The 18,952-nt window shown below is 72.1% G+C and carries 16 protein-coding genes; 2 read left to right on the top strand and 14 right to left on the bottom strand.

Features of this window, described 5'->3' with window-relative positions:
- Window positions 1-100 precede the first annotated feature (100 nt).
- Window positions 101-1,684, top strand: coding sequence for an acyl-CoA carboxylase subunit beta (locus AB0C73_RS24605; RefSeq protein WP_362533861.1), 1,584 nt, complete (start codon window positions 101-103; stop codon window positions 1,682-1,684).
- 15 nt (window positions 1,685-1,699) lie between these two features.
- On the top strand, window positions 1,700-1,903 hold the full coding sequence (locus tag AB0C73_RS24600) for an acyl-CoA carboxylase subunit epsilon (protein WP_362533858.1): 204 nt from the start codon (window positions 1,700-1,702) through the stop codon (window positions 1,901-1,903).
- Between the two features lie 89 nt (window positions 1,904-1,992).
- Here AB0C73_RS24600 and AB0C73_RS24595 read toward each other — a convergent pair whose 3' ends face one another.
- The 14 genes from AB0C73_RS24595 to AB0C73_RS24530 form a co-directional block, all read right to left on the bottom strand.
- On the bottom strand, window positions 1,993-3,441 hold the full coding sequence (locus tag AB0C73_RS24595) for a hypothetical protein (protein WP_362533856.1): 1,449 nt from the start codon (window positions 3,439-3,441) through the stop codon (window positions 1,993-1,995).
- Window positions 3,428-4,711 (bottom strand): protein phosphatase 2C domain-containing protein, encoded by a 1,284-nt coding sequence (locus AB0C73_RS24590; RefSeq protein WP_362533853.1) that lies wholly within the window; start codon window positions 4,709-4,711, stop codon window positions 3,428-3,430. The genes AB0C73_RS24595 and AB0C73_RS24590 overlap by 14 nt, the downstream gene beginning before the upstream one ends.
- Window positions 4,708-5,496 carry a hypothetical protein gene (locus AB0C73_RS24585; protein ID WP_362533851.1) on the bottom strand — a complete coding sequence of 263 codons (789 nt, stop codon included), beginning with the start codon at window positions 5,494-5,496 and terminating at the stop codon, window positions 4,708-4,710. The genes AB0C73_RS24590 and AB0C73_RS24585 overlap by 4 nt, the downstream gene beginning before the upstream one ends.
- A gap of 91 nt (window positions 5,497-5,587) precedes the next feature.
- On the bottom strand, window positions 5,588-6,430 hold the full coding sequence (locus tag AB0C73_RS24580) for a hypothetical protein (protein ID WP_362533849.1): 843 nt from the start codon (window positions 6,428-6,430) through the stop codon (window positions 5,588-5,590).
- Window positions 6,431-6,434: 4 nt separating this feature from the next.
- The gene (locus AB0C73_RS24575) at window positions 6,435-6,926 is read right to left on the bottom strand and encodes a hypothetical protein (RefSeq protein ID WP_362533846.1); all 492 of its coding nucleotides are present in this window, start codon (window positions 6,924-6,926) and stop codon (window positions 6,435-6,437) included.
- Window positions 6,916-7,917: a serine/threonine-protein kinase gene (locus tag AB0C73_RS24570; RefSeq protein WP_362533843.1), complete on the bottom strand. Its 1,002-nt coding sequence runs from the start codon at window positions 7,915-7,917 to the stop codon at window positions 6,916-6,918. Before AB0C73_RS24570 ends, AB0C73_RS24575 begins: the two co-directional genes overlap by 11 nt.
- A 228-nt stretch (window positions 7,918-8,145) precedes the next feature.
- Entirely contained in the window at window positions 8,146-8,727 is a 582-nt protein-coding gene (locus tag AB0C73_RS24565) for an ATP/GTP-binding protein (RefSeq protein ID WP_017235983.1), read from the bottom strand.
- Complete coding sequence (locus AB0C73_RS24560; protein ID WP_362533841.1) at window positions 8,708-9,253, bottom strand: DUF742 domain-containing protein; 546 nt, start codon at window positions 9,251-9,253, stop codon at window positions 8,708-8,710. Before AB0C73_RS24560 ends, AB0C73_RS24565 begins: the two co-directional genes overlap by 20 nt.
- A gap of 93 nt (window positions 9,254-9,346) precedes the next feature.
- Window positions 9,347-9,760: a roadblock/LC7 domain-containing protein gene (locus AB0C73_RS24555; RefSeq protein ID WP_362534025.1), complete on the bottom strand. Its 414-nt coding sequence runs from the start codon at window positions 9,758-9,760 to the stop codon at window positions 9,347-9,349.
- Window positions 9,761-9,770: 10 nt separating this feature from the next.
- Complete coding sequence (locus AB0C73_RS24550) at window positions 9,771-12,998, bottom strand: nitrate- and nitrite sensing domain-containing protein (protein ID WP_362533840.1); 3,228 nt, start codon at window positions 12,996-12,998, stop codon at window positions 9,771-9,773.
- Window positions 12,999-13,361: 363 nt separating this feature from the next.
- Window positions 13,362-13,949: an ATP/GTP-binding protein gene (locus AB0C73_RS24545; RefSeq protein ID WP_362533838.1), complete on the bottom strand. Its 588-nt coding sequence runs from the start codon at window positions 13,947-13,949 to the stop codon at window positions 13,362-13,364.
- Entirely contained in the window at window positions 13,930-14,337 is a 408-nt protein-coding gene (locus AB0C73_RS24540; RefSeq protein WP_362533837.1) for a DUF742 domain-containing protein, read from the bottom strand. Before AB0C73_RS24540 ends, AB0C73_RS24545 begins: the two co-directional genes overlap by 20 nt.
- 193 nt (window positions 14,338-14,530) lie before the next feature.
- Window positions 14,531-14,944 carry a roadblock/LC7 domain-containing protein gene (locus AB0C73_RS24535; protein WP_362534022.1) on the bottom strand — a complete coding sequence of 138 codons (414 nt, stop codon included), beginning with the start codon at window positions 14,942-14,944 and terminating at the stop codon, window positions 14,531-14,533.
- A gap of 9 nt (window positions 14,945-14,953) precedes the next feature.
- On the bottom strand, window positions 14,954-18,712 hold the full coding sequence (locus AB0C73_RS24530; protein ID WP_362533835.1) for a nitrate- and nitrite sensing domain-containing protein: 3,759 nt from the start codon (window positions 18,710-18,712) through the stop codon (window positions 14,954-14,956).
- Window positions 18,713-18,952 lie beyond the last annotated feature (240 nt).

Genomic DNA, 18,952 nt, shown 5'->3' with positions numbered 1-18,952 from the left:
GTGAGCCTGATGGTTCTGTCATGCCCCACCAGGATTCGACACGCGAGACTGTACGGAGTCGACGGCGGGGTTTTCTCGGGTGAGTTCGTAGGGTCGGTACATGACCGTTGTGGACCAGATCCCGAGCGAGCCCGCCGACGCCCGAGGCCGGGTTGCCGAGCTGCACGAACTGCGCGAGCAGGCGCGACGCGGCCCGAGTGACCGGGCGACCGAGGCGCAGCACGCGAAGGGCAAGCTCACCGCGCGCGAGCGGATCGAGCTGCTCCTCGACCCTGGTTCCTTCAACGAGGTCGAGCAGCTGCGCCGGCACCGCGCGCAGGGCTTCGGCCTGGAGGCGAAGAAGCCGTACACCGACGGTGTCATCACCGGCTGGGGCACGGTCGACGGCCGCACGGTCTTCGTCTACGCGCACGACTTCCGGATCTTCGGCGGCGCGCTCGGCGAGGCCCACGCCACCAAGATCCACAAGATCATGGACATGGCCATCGCCGCCGGTGCCCCGCTGGTCTCCCTGAACGACGGCGCCGGCGCCCGTATCCAGGAGGGCGTCTCCGCCCTCGCCGGCTACGGCGGCATCTTCCAGCGCAACACCCGGGCGTCCGGTGTCATCCCGCAGATCAGCGTGATGCTCGGCCCGTGCGCCGGTGGCGCGGCCTACAGCCCCGCCCTCACCGACTTCGTCTTCATGGTCCGCGAGACCTCGCAGATGTTCATCACCGGCCCCGACGTCGTCAAGGCGGTCACCGGCGAGGAGATCACCCAGAACGGCCTCGGCGGCGCGGACGTGCACGCCGGGACGAGCGGCGTCGCGCACTTCGCGTACGACGACGAGGAGACCTGCATCGCCGAGGTGCGCTACCTCCTGTCGATGCTCCCGCAGAACAACCGCGAGAACCCGCCGGCCGTCGCCTCCGAGGACCCGGCCGACCGCCGCTCCGACGTGCTGCTCGACCTGGTGCCGGCCGACGGCAACCGCCCGTACGACATGCACAAGGTGATCGAGGAGCTCGTCGACGACGGCGACTACCTGGAGATCCACGAGCGCTGGGCCCGCAACATCATCTGCGCCCTGGCCCGCCTCGACGGCCAGGTCGTCGGCATCGTCGCCAACCAGCCGCAGTCCCTGGCCGGCGTCCTCGACATCGAGGCGTCCGAGAAGGCCGCCCGCTTCGTGCAGATGTGCGACGCCTTCAACATCCCGATCGTCACTCTTCTGGACGTCCCCGGCTTCCTGCCTGGTGTAGACCAGGAGCATGGTGGAATCATCCGGCACGGCGCGAAGCTGCTGTACGCGTACTGCAACGCGACCGTTCCCCGGATCTCGCTGATCCTGCGCAAGGCGTACGGCGGCGCGTACATCGTGATGGACTCGCAGTCCATCGGCGCCGACCTGACGTACGCCTGGCCCACCAACGAAATCGCGGTCATGGGCGCCGAGGGCGCCGCCAACGTGATCTTCCGCAAGCAGATCGCGGAGGCCGAGGACTCCGAGGCGATGCGCGCGCGCATGGTCAAGGAGTACAAGGCCGAGCTGATGCACCCGTACTACGCGGCGGAGCGCGGCCTGGTCGATGACGTGATCGACCCCGCCGAGACCCGCGAGGTGCTGATCAGGTCCCTCGCCATGCTCCGCACCAAGCACGCCGATCTGCCGTCCCGCAAGCACGGCAACCCGCCTCAGTAACAGGAGCTCACTGAAGTGACCACGCCTGCCACAGCCAATCTGCTCCGGGTCGAGAAGGGCCACGCCGACCCCGAGGAACTCGCCGCCATCACCGCGGTCCTCCTCGCGCGCGCCGCGGCCCAGCCGACCGAGCCGGCCGCCCACCACCGTCCCCGCACCGCCGGCTGGCGCCGCCTGGAGCGCGAGAACGGCTTCCGCGCCCCGCACAGCTGGCGCTGACGCCGCCAGGAGACATACGGCTGAGGGCCGGACCCCCGGGAACACCGGGGTTCCGGCCCTCAGCCGTGTCCTCCGTATCCTCCGTGTCCTCAGTTCACGATCGCCGCGATCAGCGCGACGATCCCCCAGATCACCCCGACCAGGATGGCGAGCGCGCCCACGATCAGGGTGACGGCCAGGGCGATGTCGCCCGCCGTCAGCGGGTCGGGCTTCTTCGCGCCGTTGTTGGGGGGCATCGGCGGCGGCGGGGGTGGGGGCGGTGGTGCGGAGGCCTTCGCCGAGGCGGGGTACGACACCGAGGGCGCGGACGGCTTCGCCGATACCGAGGCGCTCGCCGAGACCGATGCCGAGACGGATGCCGAGGCCGAAGCGGACGCCGATGCGGACGCCGATGCCGAGGCCGAGGCGCGGCCCGAGGGCCCGCCCGCCCGGACCCGGGTCGACCCGCCGCCCGCCGTGAACGGATCGGGATGCCCCTTCGCCGCGTGCGCGCACCACGGGCAGGCGCGCAGATGCCCGCCGTAGTGGTGGTCCGGCACGTTCGCGCACGGCACCACCGAGTCCTTCGCCTCGTCCAGGGCCTCCAGCCACGCCGCCGAGGACGGGCGCCGGGCGGGTTCGCGCCAGCCCGGACCGAAGGTCTGCCGGACGAGCCGCAGCACCTCCGGCGGCAGCGTCTCGGGCGGCAGCTGCCGGCGCGGCTTCCGGACCCGGTCCGGATGCACCAGGAAGGAGTTCCCGGCCAGGACGTTGTCCTTGCGGGTGGACTCGGCGGGCCCCTGCCGCGGGCTTCCGTCGTACGGATGGTTCCCGCTGGTGAGCAGCTGGTAGACGAGGACCGCGAGCGCGAAGTCGTCCGAGTGCCGCGTCGGCGGCCCGCCGCGGTGCCGCTCGGGCCCCGCGTAGTCGTCGGTGAAGACGTCGCTGCCGAAGAACTCGCCGGTCAGCGGGTCGGTGAAGGCGAAGGAGTCGCAGTCGAGCAGGGTCACATAGCCCTGCGGGTCGACCATGGCGTTCGCGCTGGACAGATCGCCCACCACGAAGCCGCGCAGGTGCAGCTCCGCCGTCATGAACGCGAGGTTGGACGCCACACCCAGCAGGAAGCCCCAGTGCGCGCGGCCCTGGTAGTGGGTGCGCCGTACGTTCTTCTGCAGCAGCCCGCTCAGACGGACGTGCACCGTCTGGTCCAGGATCGGCATCCCGTACCCGACCGGCCGCCCCGCCGCCTCGATCAGCTGCACCGGCCACACCAGCATGGGCGGCTGCCCGGCCGCGAGCCGCTCCCCGGCCAGCGGGTCGGCCCGCAGCATCGCGGCGAGCCGGCGCAGCTGGGCGGGGTCGGGCGGGCGGCTGTAGATCTTTCCGGCGAGGTCGGGGCGTTCGGCGAAGGCCCAGACACTGCCCTGGCCGCCGGTGCCGAGGGGTTTGCCGGTACGGGTGAGCCGGGTGCCGTCGCCGAGGGTCAGCTCCACGGCGTTCACGAGGGAGTCGTCGTCCCCGGGGCCGTTGGTGGTTCCGGTGCCGTCAGTGCTCGTCATGTCGTATCGCCCACAGGAGAGTCTTGTCGTCCCCGGTCACTCGGGAGATCTGGTCGGAGGCGAGGAATTCCGCGAGCCGGCGGTCCTCCTCGTCGTGGTCGTAGCCGTCCCGGCCGAGCCGCTCGAAGAGATGGCCGAGGAAGGCGTCGTGCGGCAGCGGCGGCCCGGAGGGCGAGCGGCGCAGCAGAGCGTGGGTGAGCCCGTCCGTGGACAGCAGCACCCCGTCGATCCGCGGGTCGCGGACACAGTCCACGCGCAGCTGCCCGAGCGCGGTCGGCGAGCCGAGGAAGACGGTCTCGTTGGCGTACTCGCTGCCGGTGTGGGACTGCGGTAGCAGATGGTACGAGGCGGGCCCGGCCGGCGAGGCGGTGTCGGCAGCCTGGCCCCGGGGACCTCCGGATCCATAGGCCCCGGATCCGGGTGCCCCGTATCCGGGAGGCCCTGCCGAGGGAGCCCCGGTCCCGTGAGCCCCAGCCCGGGGAGCCCCGGTGTCGAGAGCCCCCGTCCCGGGTTGCCCGACGCTGGGCGCCCCAGTCGCGGGAACTCCGGGCGCGGGTGCCCCCGTGCCGTGAGCACCGGATCCGGGAACCCCCCTCCCGGGGGCCCCTGCCCGGGGAGCTGCAGCCCCGTGCCCCCCGGGTCCGTAAGCCTCCGTCCCGGGAACCCCCGCCCGGGGGGCCCCGGGTCCGTGCGCCTCGGGTCCGTAAGCCCCCGTTCCGGGAACCCCCGCCCGGGGGGCCCCGGGTCCGTGCGCCCCGGGTCCGTGCGCCCCGGCCTCGGGTGACCCGGGTCCGTGCCCCCCGGGTCCGTGAGCCCCGCCCCCGGCGGACCCGGTCTCCGGCGCCGCGCCGGCTTTTGCTCGTACGAGTACCAGGCCGTCGCCGATCGACACCTGGCCCAGCCAGCCCTCGGCGGCGACCACCACGGTCAGGGTGGTCGCGAACGGGCCGGGTGGGCCGGCGCACCAGGTCAGGAAGTCCGCGCGGACTTCCCGGAACGCCTCGGTCAGCAGCTCCCGGCGCTCCCGGGGGTCGTCGCCGGGCCGCCACGGCGCCGCGACCGGGGCGAAGGCCTCCACCGCGAGGTCCACCGCCGCCCGCGCGCCCTCGCCGGAGCGTTCGGCGCTGCCCGCGCCGTCCGCCACCGCCAGGACCAGACCGCCCGGGGTCTCCCGGTACCGCCAGGCGTCCTGGCACGGCGTGCGGTCGCGCAGATGCCGGTAGCCGACCGCGCTGATGCCATGCACCCGCCAGCGGCGGGCCGGCGTCATGCCGGGACCTGCCCGCCGCCGCGCCGCCGCTTCAGACGGGCGAAGATCTCCTGGAACTCGGCCTCGTCGGCCCCGCCCTGGGTGGCCCGGGCGCTGTGCGACATCGCGGTGAGCAGTTCGGCGAACGGGAAGCCGTCGAGCCACGCGTGGTAGTGCGGCGCCAGCTCCTTCAGGACCTCCTCGGCACCGGCGTGCCGCTCGCCGACCCCGACCGCGAAGAGCCGGAAGCGGCGCTCCTCCTCGGCCTTGCGCAGCTCGGGCAGCAGATCCCGGTACGCGTGCGAGAAGCGGCCCTGCTCGTCGCTGGGCGCGCCGTCGGTGACCACGCAGATCTGCGGCCGGTAGTAGGTGAGGCCCTCCTCGCGCAGCCCGGCCTTGTAGTCGGCGACCACCTCCATGGCGAGCCGCAGCGCCCGGTCCATGAGCGTCACGCCGTTCGCGCGCAGGGCCGGCGGCCGGAACTCGTGGGCCGGGACGAACGGGCTGTGCGGCCAGCGCGGCGCGAGCGCGCCGAGCGGGGTGGTGCCCTGCCAGACGGTGATGTGCTCGGTGCCGCCGAAGGTGATGAGGGCGACGTCCACGGCGGCGCTGAGCGCGGTGTCGTCGGCGAGGCTCTCGGCCCAGGAGCCCAGGGCGTCGTTGAGCGCGCCGATGGCGCCGCTCTGGCTGAGCGACGAGGAGGTGTCCAGGCACAGCAGCAGCGGCAGCCGCTGGGCGCTGTCGAACTCGAAGCCCATGTACGGCACGGGGAGTGGGGCTTCGTCGGGACTTGCGGTCGGGTACACGGCTTCTCCGGCGTGCGAAGGCGGGAACGGGGACGGGGACGGGGACGGGAAAGGGAACAGAGACGGAAACGGGCTGGGTCGGCGGGTGGTCTCAGACCGGGCCCGCGATGAGCAGCGGCGGGTCGGTGTCCGGCGTCACGGTGATCCGGACCGGGGTGCCGGGGCGCGGGTACGCCGAGGCGGGGCCGCGCCAGTGGGCCCGGTACAGGGCGCCGTCCCACTCCACGTAGCCCTCGGGACGCAGCCAGGTCGCGGCGGTGACGACACCGCGGTAGCCGGTGCCGAGGGCGAGGGTGTCGGACTCCCGCGCGGCGGCGGTCGAGGCGGCGGCCCGGTACAGCGTCCCGGGCCGCCCGGCCTCCGGCGCCGGTTCGCGTCTCGGCGCGGGTCCGGGCTCGGGCCGCGTCTCCGGTACGGGCCGGGATTCGGGTACGGGCCGGGATTCGGATACCGGCTTCGGCGACGCGGGCGGGAGCGGCGCGGGCGACTGCGCTACGGGCGCGGGCGCCGCGGGTCCCGGCTGCGCGGGTCTCGGTTGCGCGGGCCGGTCGGGTTCGGTGTCACCGGGCCCCGGGTCCTCGGCCGTACGGAAGGGCAGCAGGCCCGCCGCCGCGTCCAGGGCGCTGTCGACGACGTCGCCGAGGAGCGAGCGCGAGGCGGACGCCAGCCATTTGACGTCGTCCTGGAGCCTGGGCCGGGGCGCGCGCCTTGGCCGCTCCCGGTTCCCGTGCTGCTCGGACATCGGCGCCTCCTCGGGATTCCGCACCTCAGGCTCGGGCTCGGGCGCACGCTCGGGTTCGGGCGCACGCTCGGGTTCGGGCTCCGACCGCCCGGAGCCCGAGAACCAGGAGCCCGTGCTCGCCCACAGCCCGGCGAGCAGCGTCCCCAGCGGCAGCAGCACCGCGAGGGTCAGGATCCAGACGGACGCGTCCACGGGCTCACTCCGGCGAGGCGAGGTCATCGGTGCTCCGCAGCACGAATCCCAGGTCGTGGCACTCCCGCAGCAGCCGCACCGAGCGGTCGAGCAGCGCGTCGAGCGTCGTGGCGAATCCGGTGGCGGTCAGGTGGCAGACCAGCGGCAGTGCGAGCACCGCGGAGAGCAGCGGCTCGTCGCTGCGGGCGTCGCCGAGCACGGCCGCCGGGGTCACCTCGTGGGCGTTCCACGCGGTCGCGGCCGCCGCGGTCGGGGCGAGCCGGTCCGAGGGCACCAGGGTCCCGTCGGTGACGGCCACCACGAGCGAGCCCGCGGCCCGGCTGACGTCCACGGTGAGCCGGGGCGCGGACGGGTCGCCGGTCCTGGTCTCCAGGTACAGGGCGCCGTCCTCGGTGTGGACGGGCTCGCCGCGCCGGCGCGCCCATTCGCGTACCAACGCCTCCCAGCCGTCGCGCAGTTCGACCACGGGCTCAGGAGGAACGGTCTCACGGGGCATGGTTCTCCACCGCCTTCCGGATCAGCGGACGGGACAGACCGGTCGCGAGCAGCCGGGCGGCGACCGGGCGCAGCGCGCAGCCGCCGCCGGCGGCCGGCCGTACGGGAACGTGGCAGTGGTGCGGGGGATCGGCCACCGGGACGGTGGGCTGCCGCTCCGGACCGGGCGACGGCCGTCCGGCCCCGGGCGAGGCCTTCAGGAGCGCGCCGAGTTCCGCCATGAGGCGCTCGGGGTCCGGCCGGTCGGCCGGCGCGGGGGAGAGGCAGGACCGGACGATGTCGGCGAGCGCGGTCGGCACGCCGGTGAGCCGGGGTGGATCGCCCTCGTAGATCCGCACGAGGGCGGGCAGTCCCTGGCCGAAGGGCAGCAGGCCGGTGGCGGCGAACACCAGGACGGCGCCGAGCGCGAACACGTCGACGGCGGGGGTCGGTTCGTTGCCCCGCAGGCTCTCGGGCGGGATGAAGCCGCTGGTGCCGGGCGGCGACAACGGGTCGGTCAGGCCCCGGGTCCAGCTCTCGGAGCGGACGATGCCGAAGTCGATGAGCCGGGGCTCGCCGTCCTCCAGGATGATGTTGCTGGGCTTGAGGTCCCGGTGGATCAGTCCGTGGGCGTGCACCCCGGCCAGTGCCTCGGCGAGCATCGCGCCGAGTTCGGCGACCCGCCGCTCGGGCAGCGGCCCGCGCTTGCGTACGTGCTGGTCGAGGGTGGGGCCCTCCACATAGCGGGAGGCGAGCCAGTACGGCGGGGTGCGCGTCTGGGCGTCGTACAGCGGGAGGGTGTACGGGCTGCGCACGTCGCGCAGGGCCTCGACCTCGCGGTGGAACCGGATCCGGCCGGTGCGTGAGTCGGCCAGCTCGCTGCTGATCACCTTGACCGCGAGGCGTAACCCGGCGGGGGTGCGGCACAGGTAGACCTTGCCCATCCCGCCGTTGCCCAGCGTGCGTTCGACCGTGAAGCGGCCGATCCGGCGCATTCCGTCCAGCGAGCCCATCGTCTCCCCCCGAGGTCCCCGTACAACGTACTGGACGCCCCGCCCGGCGGGGGCGGTTTCGCGTGCCGGGGATCACATCCCGAAGGGTGCGAAATCGGCATATGCCGAGGTCGCATGTCGAGGTCGCATGCCGGGGGCCGACCACGCCGGAGTCCGCCCACGCCGAAGGCCGCTCCCCGTTTCCGGGAGAGCGGCCTTCGGCGAAACGATCGCGACGCGCTGGGACAGCTACCGCAGACGGGCCATGAGGGCGTGCTCGACGAGGGTGATGAGCGCGCTCTTGGCGTCCGCGCGGTGGCGCGCGTCGGTCGTGATGATCGGGGTGTCCGGACCGATCTGGAGGGCCTCACGGACCTCCTCCGGCTGGTACGGCTGGTGGCCGTCGAAGCCGTTCAGGGCGATGACGAAGGGCAGACCCGAGTTCTCGAAGTAGTCGACCGCCGGGAAGCAGTCGGCGAGCCGCCGGGTGTCCACGAGCACCACGGCGCCGATGGCACCGCGCACCAGGTCGTCCCACATGAACCAGAAGCGGTCCTGACCCGGCGTACCGAAGAGGTACAGGATCAGGTCCTGGTCCAGGGTGATACGACCGAAGTCCATGGCGACAGTCGTCGTCGTCTTGTCGCCCGTGTGCGTCAGGTCGTCGATGCCCGCCGAGGCGGACGTCATGACGGCCTCGGTCCGCAGCGGATTGATCTCGGAGACGGCGCCGACGAATGTGGTCTTGCCCACGCCGAAGCCGCCCGCCACCACGATCTTCGCGCTGGTGGTTGAACGGGCCGCGCCGCCGCTAGAGCTTGCGAAGTCCACTGAGCACCCTTTCGAGCAGTGTCACGTCTGGCTGACCACCCGCGGCCTCGTCGCCGCCGGGCTGGTGGATGGCGACGAGTCCGGCCTCGGCCAGGTCGGCCACGAGAATCCGGGCAACGCCGAGGGGGATGGAGAGAAGTGCCGAGATCTCCGCCACCGACTTGATCTCGAAGCACAGCCGGCAGATCCGCTGGTGTTCGGGCAACTGGCCCTGCAGCCGGGCCGGATCGGCCGTGGTACTGACCAGCGCCTCGATGGCGAGCTGGTAGCGCGGCCGGGTCCGGCCGCCGGTCATGGCGTACGGGCGCACCAGCGGGTTGTTCCCGCCCGAGGCACCCGCACGGCCGGCCGGCGCACCCGGGGCGCCCGCGGGGGCGGGCTGGGCCTGCGGCTGCTGGTACGGCTGCGACATGCCCTGCCTGCTCGGCGCGGAGGGAAAGTTGTACCGGTTCTGCGCGCCGTCGCCCATGTGCGGCTGATGCGCGTCATAACCGTTGTAGGGGCTTCCGCCCGTTGGTGTACCCACGTCTCCTCCTCCGACTGCTTCGCGGCACCATGTCCCTTGGAACCGCGCCACCGCACCCTAACGGTGGGTGGCGTGAAACGCACTGTCTGTCTGTTAGTTGAGAAGACTTCCCTGGAGCTCCGCCCGCAGGTCGGGCGTCAGGACACTGCCCGCCCGGTCCACGAGCAGGGCCATCTCGTAGCCCACGAGACCGATGTCGGACTCCGGGTGGGAGAGGACGGCGAGCGAGGACCCGTCCGAGATCGACATGATGAAGAGGAAGCCGCGCTCCATCTCCACGACGGTCTGGTTGACCGCACCGCCCTCGAAGATCCGGGACGCGCCCGCGGTCAGCGAGGTGAGTCCGGACGCGACCGCCGCGAGCTGGTCGGCGCGGTCGCGCGGGAACCCGTCGGACATCGCAAGGAGGAGGCCGTCGGCGGAGACCACCACCGTGTGCGACACCCCGGGGGTGTTGTCCACGAAGTTGGTGATCAACCAGTTCAGATTCTGCGCCGCCTGGCTCATCGCGCTCACACTAACGCTCCTGGTTGTAGGTGTTGCCCGGGCCGAGGCCCGATCCGTTCGTGTCCGTACCCGCGCTGCGTCCCTGCTGGATGCCGCGGCGCAGGTTGCTCAACCTGCCCCGGACGTCCTCGGGTGCGCGGGAGACCTGTGGGCCGCCCTGCGGGGTGTGCTCCGCGGCTCCCTCGACCAGGTTGGCCTTCGGGACCCGTCGGGGAAGGCCGGAGGAGGTGACCCCGCCCGCCTTCGGGTCGCGGAGCTTCTCGGCCCGCTGCCAGCGCTCGTCGTTGGCCGAGCGCCAGGAGTCGGAGCCTTCGGCGTCCATGGGTGCCGGGCCGGCCGGCTGCACCGGCTGGGCCGGCGGCTCGGGCTGTCGTGCCTGCGGGGTCTGCGGCGCCTGAGGGGCGACGCTGCCGCGGCGCGGCAGACCGGAGTCGGTCAGCGCGTGGCCGGTGTCCGGGGTGGGAGTGGGGGTGCCCGCCGGACGGTCGAAGCCTACGCGGTCGCGGTCCTGTTCGGGAGCGACCTGGGCAGATTCCGATTCCGTACCGAACTGCTGCGCGTAACCCTGGTCGTAGGACGGCTGCTGCTGCCAGTCACCCTGGTGGGCCTGGGGTTCGTAGCCGTTCTCGTAACCGTGCTGCGCGCTCACGCCATTGTCATATGCGGCTTCCGCATAGCCCTGCGCGGGGTAGGTCTCGGCGGGCTGCTGGTAGCCGTCGTAGCCCTGGCCGTCGTAGCCGTAACCGTCCTGGCCCTGCTGCTGTGCGTAGTCCTGCTGGTACTCCTGCGCGTACCCGGCCTGCTCCGCGGGAGCGTAGTCCTGCTCGTACTCCTGCCGGCCGTACTCCTGCTGCGCGGGCGCGCCGGACTCGATCTCGTCGCCGAACACCGGGCGCTCGCCACCCTGCACCTGGGCCTCCAGGGCCGCGCGGCGCTCCTCGCGCATCAGCGAGCGGTTGACCGGGTCGAGCTCGCGGTCCTCGCCCTGCTGCTCGTAGCGCGAGTCGTCGAAGCCGAGCTCGGCCGCGGTGCGCATCGGCTGGGCCTGCGGCTCGAACGCCGACGGGGCCTGCTGCTGCGGGATGATCTGCGAGACGGTGAAGTCGTCCTGCATCGGCGCCGTCTCGCCACCACCACCGTGGGTGATCGCGTCCGGCAGCATGACCAGCGACGTGGTGCCGGCCTGCTCGCCCGAGGGGCGCAGCTGGACCCGGATGCCGTGGCGGTCGGAGAGCCGGCCGACCACGAAGAGGCCCATGCGCTGGGAGATGGCCGCGTCCACGGTCGGCGGGTTGGCCAGCTTGTGGTTGATGTCCGCGAAGTCCTCGGCGGTGAGGCCGATGCCCTTGTCGTGGATCTCGACCATCACACGCCCGTCGGGAAGACGGGTCGCGGTGACGCGGACCTTGGTCTGCGGGGAGGAGAACGTGGTGGCGTTCTCCAGGAGCTCGGCGAGCAGGTGCACGAGGTCGGTCACGGCCTGGCCGTGGATCTCGGCCTCGGGGACACCGGCGATGTCGATGCGCTCGTACTGCTCCACCTCGGAGGCGGCGGCGCGCATGACGTCCACCAGCGGGACCGGCTGGTCCCAGCGGCGGCCGGGCTCCTGGCCGGCGAGGACCAGGAGGTTCTCGCCGTTGCGGCGCATACGGGTGGCCAGGTGGTCCAGGCGGAAGAGGTTCTCCAGCTGGTCCGGGTCGGCCTCGTTGTTCTCCAGGTCGGTGATGAGGCCGAGCTGGCCCTCGATCAGCGACTGGTTGCGCTGCGAGAGGTTGGTGAAGATCGCGTTGATGTTGCCACGGAGCAGGGCCTGCTCGGCGGCGAGCCGGACGGCCTCGCGGTGCACCTGGTCGAAGGCGCGGGCGACCTCGCCGATCTCGTCCGTGGTGTCGATCGGGATGGGCTGCACACGGGTGTCGACCCGGCCGGGCTCGGTCCGGGAGAGCTGGTCGACCAGCATCGGCAGGCGCTGCTCGGCGATGCCGAAGGCGGCGGTGCGCAGCTCGCGCATCGAGCGGCTCATCTGGCGGGCCATGAGGCCGGCCAGGATGAAGGCGGCGAGCAGGGCGATGACGACGATGCCACCGTTGACCCAGGCGTCCCGCTGCGCCGAGTCGGAGATGTCGGCGGCCTCGGCCACGGCCTTGTCGACGAACTCCTTCTCGACCTCGGTGTACCCGTCGAACTTGGCGGTGGCGACGGCCATCCAGGTCTCGGCGGTGATGCCCTGCTTCTTCAGGTCCGCGATGGCGTCGGCGTCCTTGGCGCCGCCGATGGCCTGGGCCACGCCCGCGTAGACGGACGGGTCCTTGCCGCCGCCCTTGGGCAGCTCCAGGCCCAGGGCCGCCATCTTCTTGGAGCCCTCGGCGGACTTGCCCGCCATGACCTCCTTGAGGCGGTCCACATCGGCCTGCGTGCCACCGGACTGGTACTCGCCGAGAGCGATCTGCTCCAGGTAGTTGTACGAGTTGAAGGCGACCGACTGCTGGGCGAAGTCGCTGTCCTTCTTGCTGGGCCGGACGAGCAGGTGGGTGCCGATCGAGCGCTGCAGGGACTCGGCGGCCTTCGCCAGCTGGAGCGCGTAGACGGTACGGCCGTAGCTGGTGATGTTGCCGGTGCCCAGACCGAGCTCGTTGGAGAACTCCATCAGGTAGTGCTGGACCTCGGTGTACGAGGTCTCGGTGACCACCGGGTCCTGGGACGCGGTGTACGCGACCTTGCGGAGCTCCTGGAGCTTGGGCTCGGCGTTGCGGAACAGGCCCAGGCGGCGCTTCATGCCGTCGGTCTCCGGCATGTTCGCGACGGCCTCGTCGAACTTCGCCTTGGCGGCGTCGGTGTCGGCGTAGGCCTGGGTGACCGCTTCGTCGTCCTTCTTGGCCTTGAGGAGCGGGGCGGCGGTGAGGTCACGCTCGTTGAGCAGGGCCTGGCCGTAGTCCGCGGCCGCGCGCACGACGAGCGCCGTCTTCTCGGCGTCCTGCGCCTCCTGCCAGGTGTCGATGGACCCCTTCACCTGGAAGCCGCCCATGACGAGGCCGACCAGCACAGGGATGAGGAGGATCGCGTTCAGCCTGGTGGGCACGCGCCAGTTGCGCGGGGACAGCTTGCTGGAGCTGCCCGTGCGGCTCGGGACCGGCGACGCCACGGGCTCGTCCACGGCGGGCGACATCGCCGCGCGGGACGGCGGCGTGAAGTTGCCCCGCGTCTGCTGCTCCGCGGAGCTTTCCATGCTTCGCCTCACTCGACCAACAACCTCTCGGCGCCGGCACCTGTGTTGTGCCGGATGTTTCGTTCAGGGCCGTACTACTCGGGAGTTCATGAATTGCAGCACGTGAAGGGGGTCCCCTCCAAACAGTGCGAAGCAGCCGGTTTTCGAGTGTCACGCCCGCGATAAAACGGGCATAAAGAGCGAGCCCCGCCAAAAGGCGGGGCTCATGTGAGCGCAGCGGCACCGATCGGATGCGTCGGGTGTCGGAGGGCCCGCAATTCTCTGTCGAAACGTTATGAAGCGGTGGAACCGTTGAGGGCGGTCGTGTCGAAAGACACAGACCGCCCCCAAAACCTCTACGACAACTGACGTATATCGACTTCTACTTGAGGTGTACTACTTCAGCCGCGCCATGAGGGCGTGCTCGACGAGGGTGATGAGCGCGCTCTTGGCGTCCGCGCGGTGCCGGGCATCGGTCGTGATGATGGGCGCGTCCGGCCCGATCTGCAGCGCCTCGCGCACCTCTTCCGGGGTGTAGGGCTGCTGCCCGTCGAAACCGTTGAGCGCGATGACGAAGGGGAGGCCCGAGTTCTCGAAGTAGTCGACCGCCGGGAAGCAGTCGGCGAGCCGCCGGGTGTCCACGAGCACCACGGCGCCGATGGCACCGCGCACCAGGTCGTCCCACATGAACCAGAAACGGTCCTGACCCGGCGTACCGAAGAGGTACAGGATCAGGTCCTGGTCCAGGGTGATACGGCCGAAGTCCATCGCCACCGTGGTGGTGGTCTTCCCGCCGGTGTGCGTCAGGTCGTCGATGCCGGCCGAGGCGGACGTCATGACGGCCTCGGTCCGCAGCGGGTTGATCTCGGAGACGGCACCGACGAACGTGGTCTTGCCCACGCCGAAGCCGCCGGCCACCACGATCTTCGCGCTGGTGGTCGATCGGCTCGCCGGAGCCGGGCCGCTAGAGCTTGCGAAGTCCACTGAGCACCCTTTCGAGCAGTGTCACGTCCGGCGTGCCGCCGGCCTCTCCGTTGCCCGGCTGGTGGATGGCCACCATGCCCGCCTCGGCCAGGTCGGCGACGAGGATGCGGGCGACGCCGAGCGGCATCGACAGGAGCGCCGACACCTCGGCCACCGACTTGACCTCACGGCAGAGGTGGCAGATCCGCTGGTGCTCCGGAAGCAGGGTGGCCAGATGCGCCGGGTCGGCCGTCGTGCTGACCAGCGCCTCTATCGCGAGTTGATAGCGCGGCCGGGTCCGGCCGCCGGTCATGGCGTACGGCCGGACCAGCGGCTGGTCGCCTTCCGATCCGTACGGCTCTTCTGTCGATGTGCCGTACGGATCGTGAGAGGCGGGGGGCGGGGTCATGAATCCTCCGGGCGTGACAGCAGAGACCTTCTGCCGTCTGATGGGGCCGGTGGGGGGCGGTATCGGGCGGCCGGACGGTGAACAGGTCCGGGGCGGTGCGGAGGGGCGCACCGCCCGGGCGTGTCGGTTTCGGTATCGGATGGATTGGGTGGGTCGGATGCATCGGTGATGAGCGGTCCGGGCGGAGGGACACCTAGCGGAGCAGGCTGCCCTGGAGCTCGGCCCGCAGATCGGGGGTGAGTACGCTGCCCGCCCGGTCGACGAGCAGCGCCATCTCGTAGCCCACGAGGCCGATGTCGCACTCGGGGTGGGCGAGTACGGCCATCGAGGACCCGTCCGAGACCGACATGATGAAGAGGAAGCCGCGCTCCATCTCCACCACGGTCTGGGACACGGGCCCGCCCTCGAAGATCCGGGACGCCCCCGCGGTCAGCGAGGTCAGTCCGGACGCGACCGCCGCGAGCTGGTCGGCGCGGTCGCGGGGGAAGCCTTCGGACATGGCAAGGAGCAGTCCGTCGGCGGAGACCACCACCGTGTGCGACACCCCGGGGGTGTTGTCCACGAAGTTGGTGATCAACCAGTTCAGATTCTGCGCCGCCTGGCTCATCGCGCTCAACTAACGCTCCTGCTGGTGGGTCGGACCGACATGGAAGGAACCCGTGGTCGAGTTGCCCGCCTGACGGCCCTGCTGGATACCGCGGCGCAGATTGGTGAGCCGGCCGCGGACGTCGTCGGGTGCGCGGGACACCTGGGGGCCGGCCTGCGTGGCCTGCTCCTGGGCGGTCCCGGGCACGAGGTTGGCCCGCGGCACACGCCGCGGGAGACCGGAGGTGGTGACCCCGCCGGCGGCGGGCTTGCGCACCCGCTCGGCCTGGCGCACCAGCTCGTCGTTGGGCGAGGTCCGCCAGTCGGCCCGGCCGTTCGCCCGGCCGGCCTCGGACTGCGGGACCACGGGGGTCTGCATCGTCCGCTCGACCTCCGGGGTCGGCGCCGCCGGGCGCGGGGCCTGCGGCTGCGGGGCGTAGTGACCCTGGCCCTGGGCCGGAGCCTGGTGGCGGCCCTGGTCGGGCTGCTGGACCGGCGCCTGGCCCTGGCCGCCCTGGCCCTGACCGCCCTGGCCCTGCTCCTGGCGGAACCAGTTGGTCTCCAGGGTGTCGTACAGCGGGGTGCGGGCCTCACCGGTGTGCTGGGCCGGCGGGAGCGCCTCCGGCTGACGCGGCTGCTGGAGCTGCGGCTGCCGGACCTGCTGCTGGTCCGCGACCGGCTGACGCGGGGCCGGCGGGGCCTGCCGCGGCGCCTGCGCCTGCGGTACGTACGGCTGGTGGCCGAACTGCTGCTGCTGCGGGGCGGGCTGCTGGGGGACGCCGAAGTCCGGGCGCGGGAACTGCGCCGTGGACGCCGGGTCCTGGGCGCCGCCCTGGTAGCCCTGCGGGGCCTGCTGCTGGAACTGCTGCGGAGCCTGCTGGAACTGCTGGGCCGCGGGCTGCTGCGGGGCCTGCTGGGGCGCGCCGAAGTCGGGGCGCGCGAACTGGCCGGTGGAGCCCGGGCCGTCGGCCGGCTCCTCGTGACCGCGCGGCGCGTCCAGCGGCGTCATGTCCTGCTGCGGCCGGCGGACCGGCTGCGCCGGGTCGTTGCCCCAGCTCGCGGCCTGCGGCCGGGCCTGGGGCGCCGCCTGCGGGGCACCGCCGGGCAGCTCGGCCCGCGGGTAGCCGCCCTGGACCGGGCGGGGCTCCTGCGGGGCCTGCGGCGCGGCCTGCGGGTTACGGGCGGGCTGCCCGTTCTGGCCGCCCCACACGTCCGTACGGGACGGGATGGCGCTCTGCGCGCCGCCCACGTAACCGCCCTGGGACTGCGGGTCCGCCGGCACCGGCGGCATCTGCTGGGTCGACGGACCCTGGGCCTGGGCCTGCGCCTGGTTCTGGGCCGGGGCGGCCGTCTGCGGGCGCTCCTGGAAGAAGTTCTGTCCGCCCTGGGCGTTCTGCGCCTGCGCGGCACCCTCCCGCGCCGGCAGCGCGCCGCGGGTCGCACCGGCACCGAGCCGGCCGCCGGGCGCGGACGGGGCGCCGCCCGGACGTCCGCCGGCCGCGCCGGGACCGCCGGTGAGCCGGCCGCCCGGGGCGCCCTGGCCCTGCGGGACCGCGCCCTGGCCGCCCGGACCGGCCTTCGGCGCGGGCTTCTTGCCGCCGTGGGCGACGTCGACCGGGAGCATGACGAGCGCGGTGGTGCCGCCCGAGTCGGACGGGCGCAGCTGGATCCGGATGCCGTGTCGCAGGGACAGGCGGCCGACCACGAACAGACCCATGCGGCGGGAGACCGAGACGTCCACGGTGGGCGGCGAGGCGAGCCGCTCGTTGATCGCGGCCAGGTCCTCGGGGGAGAGGCCGATGCCGGTGTCGTGGATCTCGACGAGCACCCGGCCGTCGGGCAGGGCGTGACCGGTGACCCGGACCTTGGTCTGCGGCGAGGAGAACGAGGTGGCGTTCTCGAGCAGCTCGGCGAGGAGGTGGACGAGGTCGTTGACGACCCGGCCGGCGACCTCGGTCGCCGGGACCGCGGCCAGTTCGATGCGCTCGTACTGCTCCACCTCGGAGGCGGCGGCGCGGAGCACGTCGACCAGCGGGACCGGACGGGTCCACCGGCGGCCCGGCTCCTCACCGGCGAGGACGAGGAGGTTCTCACCGTTACGACGCATACGCGTCGCGAGGTGGTCGAGCTTGAACAGCGAGGACAGCTGGTCCGGGTCGGCCTCGCGGGACTCCAGCTCGGAGATGAGCGAGAGCTGGCGCTGGATGAGGCCCTGGGAACGGCGCGAGAGGTTGGTGAACATCGCGTTGACGTTGCCCCGGAGGAGGGCCTGCTCGGCGGCGAGGCGGACCGCCTCGCGGTGCACGTCGTCGAAGGCCGCGGCCACCTGGCCGATCTCGTCCCGGGAGTGCACACCGACGGACTCGACGGAGGTGTCGACGTCCTGCGGGTCGGACTCGGAGAGCTGCTTGACCAGCTCGGGCAGGCGTTCCTGGGCGACCTTGGTCGCGGTGTCCTGCAGCCGGCGCAGCGAGCGGATCATGGACCGGGCCACCACGAAGGCACCGACCAGCGAGACACCGAGGACCAGGAAGATCAGCGCACCGTTGATGATGGCGTCGCGCTGCGACTCCTGGCGCAGCTCACGCGCCTTGGTCTCCATCTCGCCGAGCAGCGTCGCCTCGATGGTCTTCATGGCACGCATCTTGGTGGTGTACTCGTCGGTGAAGTTCAGGTATCCGCGCTTGACGTCCGGCAGGCCGCGGTCCGACTTCAGCATCCGCTCGACGTAGTTGTTGGCGGAGTCGATCGTCGGGTTGCCCCGCTCCATCGAGGCGGTGAGCTCCTCGGCGTCGCCGCCGGTCGACTCGTAGATCGCCTTGAAGGACTTCAGCTCGACGCCCTCACTGGTGAACGCGGCGTCGCCGTAGAGGCGGTCACCGAGCTGCAGCGAGCCCGGGCGGCTGTCGTTGGGCGGCAGCGCGGAGGCGATGATCGCCTGCTGGATGGAGGCGTACTCCTTGGCGGACGAGAACGCGGCGAGCGCGCGGGTCCGCTTGATCATCTCCGGGTTGCTGGTGGCCTGCGCCATGTCCTGGGACAGGCTGAGCAGCGACTGGATCAGGCGGCTGTAGGCCTCGACCGTCACCGAGTGGGCGACGCCGCTCTCGTACGCCTTCATCCGGATGTTGTGCAGGTTGCTGAGCTGCGAGGCGATCTGGTTGACGTTCTGGCGGATGCTCCGCAGCGAGTCGTCGTTCTCGGTGGTCGGGATGTCGTTGGTGGCCTCGAGGAACGCCTTGTACGCGCGGTCGGACTCCTTGCGCGGGCTGGAGACCTGGTAGTCGTTGGTCGACCTGCCGTTGGCGAGCGGGCCGGCGGAGAAGTCGCGCTCGGCCTGCAGCTTCTCGGCGAAGTTGGTCGCTTCCTTGGTCAGCTTCGTGAGCAGCTGCATCTGATCAAGCTGCTCCATGTCGTTCAAGGAGTCGTTGATACGGATGCCGCCGAGGCTCGTCGCCGCGACCACGGGAAGGGTCAGCAGGGCCACGAGGCGGGTGGAGATGCGCCAGTTGCGCAGGGCTATTCGCGGCCCGACCTGGTGGTCGCCGGCCAGCTTGGGCAGCGGCGCGCTCTCCGCCACGGCGTCCGCGGCGGTGCCGCGGGGCGTGCCGTCGCCGGAGTCGCCCTTGTTCCTGCCCTTGCCCTGGGTCTTCCCCTGGTTCTGCTGGGGCTGCGGGGCCGGGGAGCCATGCTGGGTCCCGGCACGCGGCTCCTGCTCCGCGGAAGCTTCCCCTCGGCCCTTGCGGGCCTGGGAAGAGCCCGTGCCATCCCTCTTGAAACGTCCCTGCACTAGCGTCGCAACCTCTGGACCAGGCGTCCTTCCGGGTGAACGGAGAGGACGGTGTCGGCGTCGTGGGGCACAGGTGCACCCCAGTGGTGGTCGTCGGTGACCGGCGCAGTTCCCCCTGTTCCCGCCACTCGGCCGGCGCTGCGTTGCGCCCCCTGCGTGCCGGCCTCAAACCCGCGACGGTGCGTGGAATTCCAGCACAGTGCCGGATCTCCAACAAGGGCCGTGGAGCCTACCGCGAAA

The organism is Streptomyces sp. NPDC048623, assembly GCF_040650755.1.
Classification (GTDB): domain Bacteria; phylum Actinomycetota; class Actinomycetes; order Streptomycetales; family Streptomycetaceae; genus Streptomyces.
Note: the sequence above shows the minus strand (reverse complement) of the source record. Positions and strands in the feature narration are given on the sequence as shown.

Bases quoted from the DNA above. Each gene is read 5' to 3' on its own strand.
- AB0C73_RS24605 (WP_362533861.1), top strand. From the start codon at position 101: ATGACCGTTGTGGACCAGATCCCGAGCGAGCCCGCCGACGCCCGAGGC.
- AB0C73_RS24575 (WP_362533846.1), bottom strand. From the start codon at position 6,926: ATGCCCCGTGAGACCGTTCCTCCTGAGCCCGTGGTCGAACTGCGCGAC.
- AB0C73_RS24570 (WP_362533843.1), bottom strand. From the start codon at position 7,917: ATGGGCTCGCTGGACGGAATGCGCCGGATCGGCCGCTTCACGGTCGAA.
- AB0C73_RS24535 (WP_362534022.1), bottom strand. From the start codon at position 14,944: ATGAGCCAGGCGGCGCAGAATCTGAACTGGTTGATCACCAACTTCGTG.
- AB0C73_RS24595 (WP_362533856.1), bottom strand. From the start codon at position 3,441: ATGACGAGCACTGACGGCACCGGAACCACCAACGGCCCCGGGGACGAC.
- AB0C73_RS24590 (WP_362533853.1), bottom strand. From the start codon at position 4,711: ATGACGCCGGCCCGCCGCTGGCGGGTGCATGGCATCAGCGCGGTCGGC.
- AB0C73_RS24555 (WP_362534025.1), bottom strand. From the start codon at position 9,760: ATGAGCCAGGCGGCGCAGAATCTGAACTGGTTGATCACCAACTTCGTG.
- AB0C73_RS24540 (WP_362533837.1), bottom strand. From the start codon at position 14,337: ATGACCCCGCCCCCCGCCTCTCACGATCCGTACGGCACATCGACAGAA.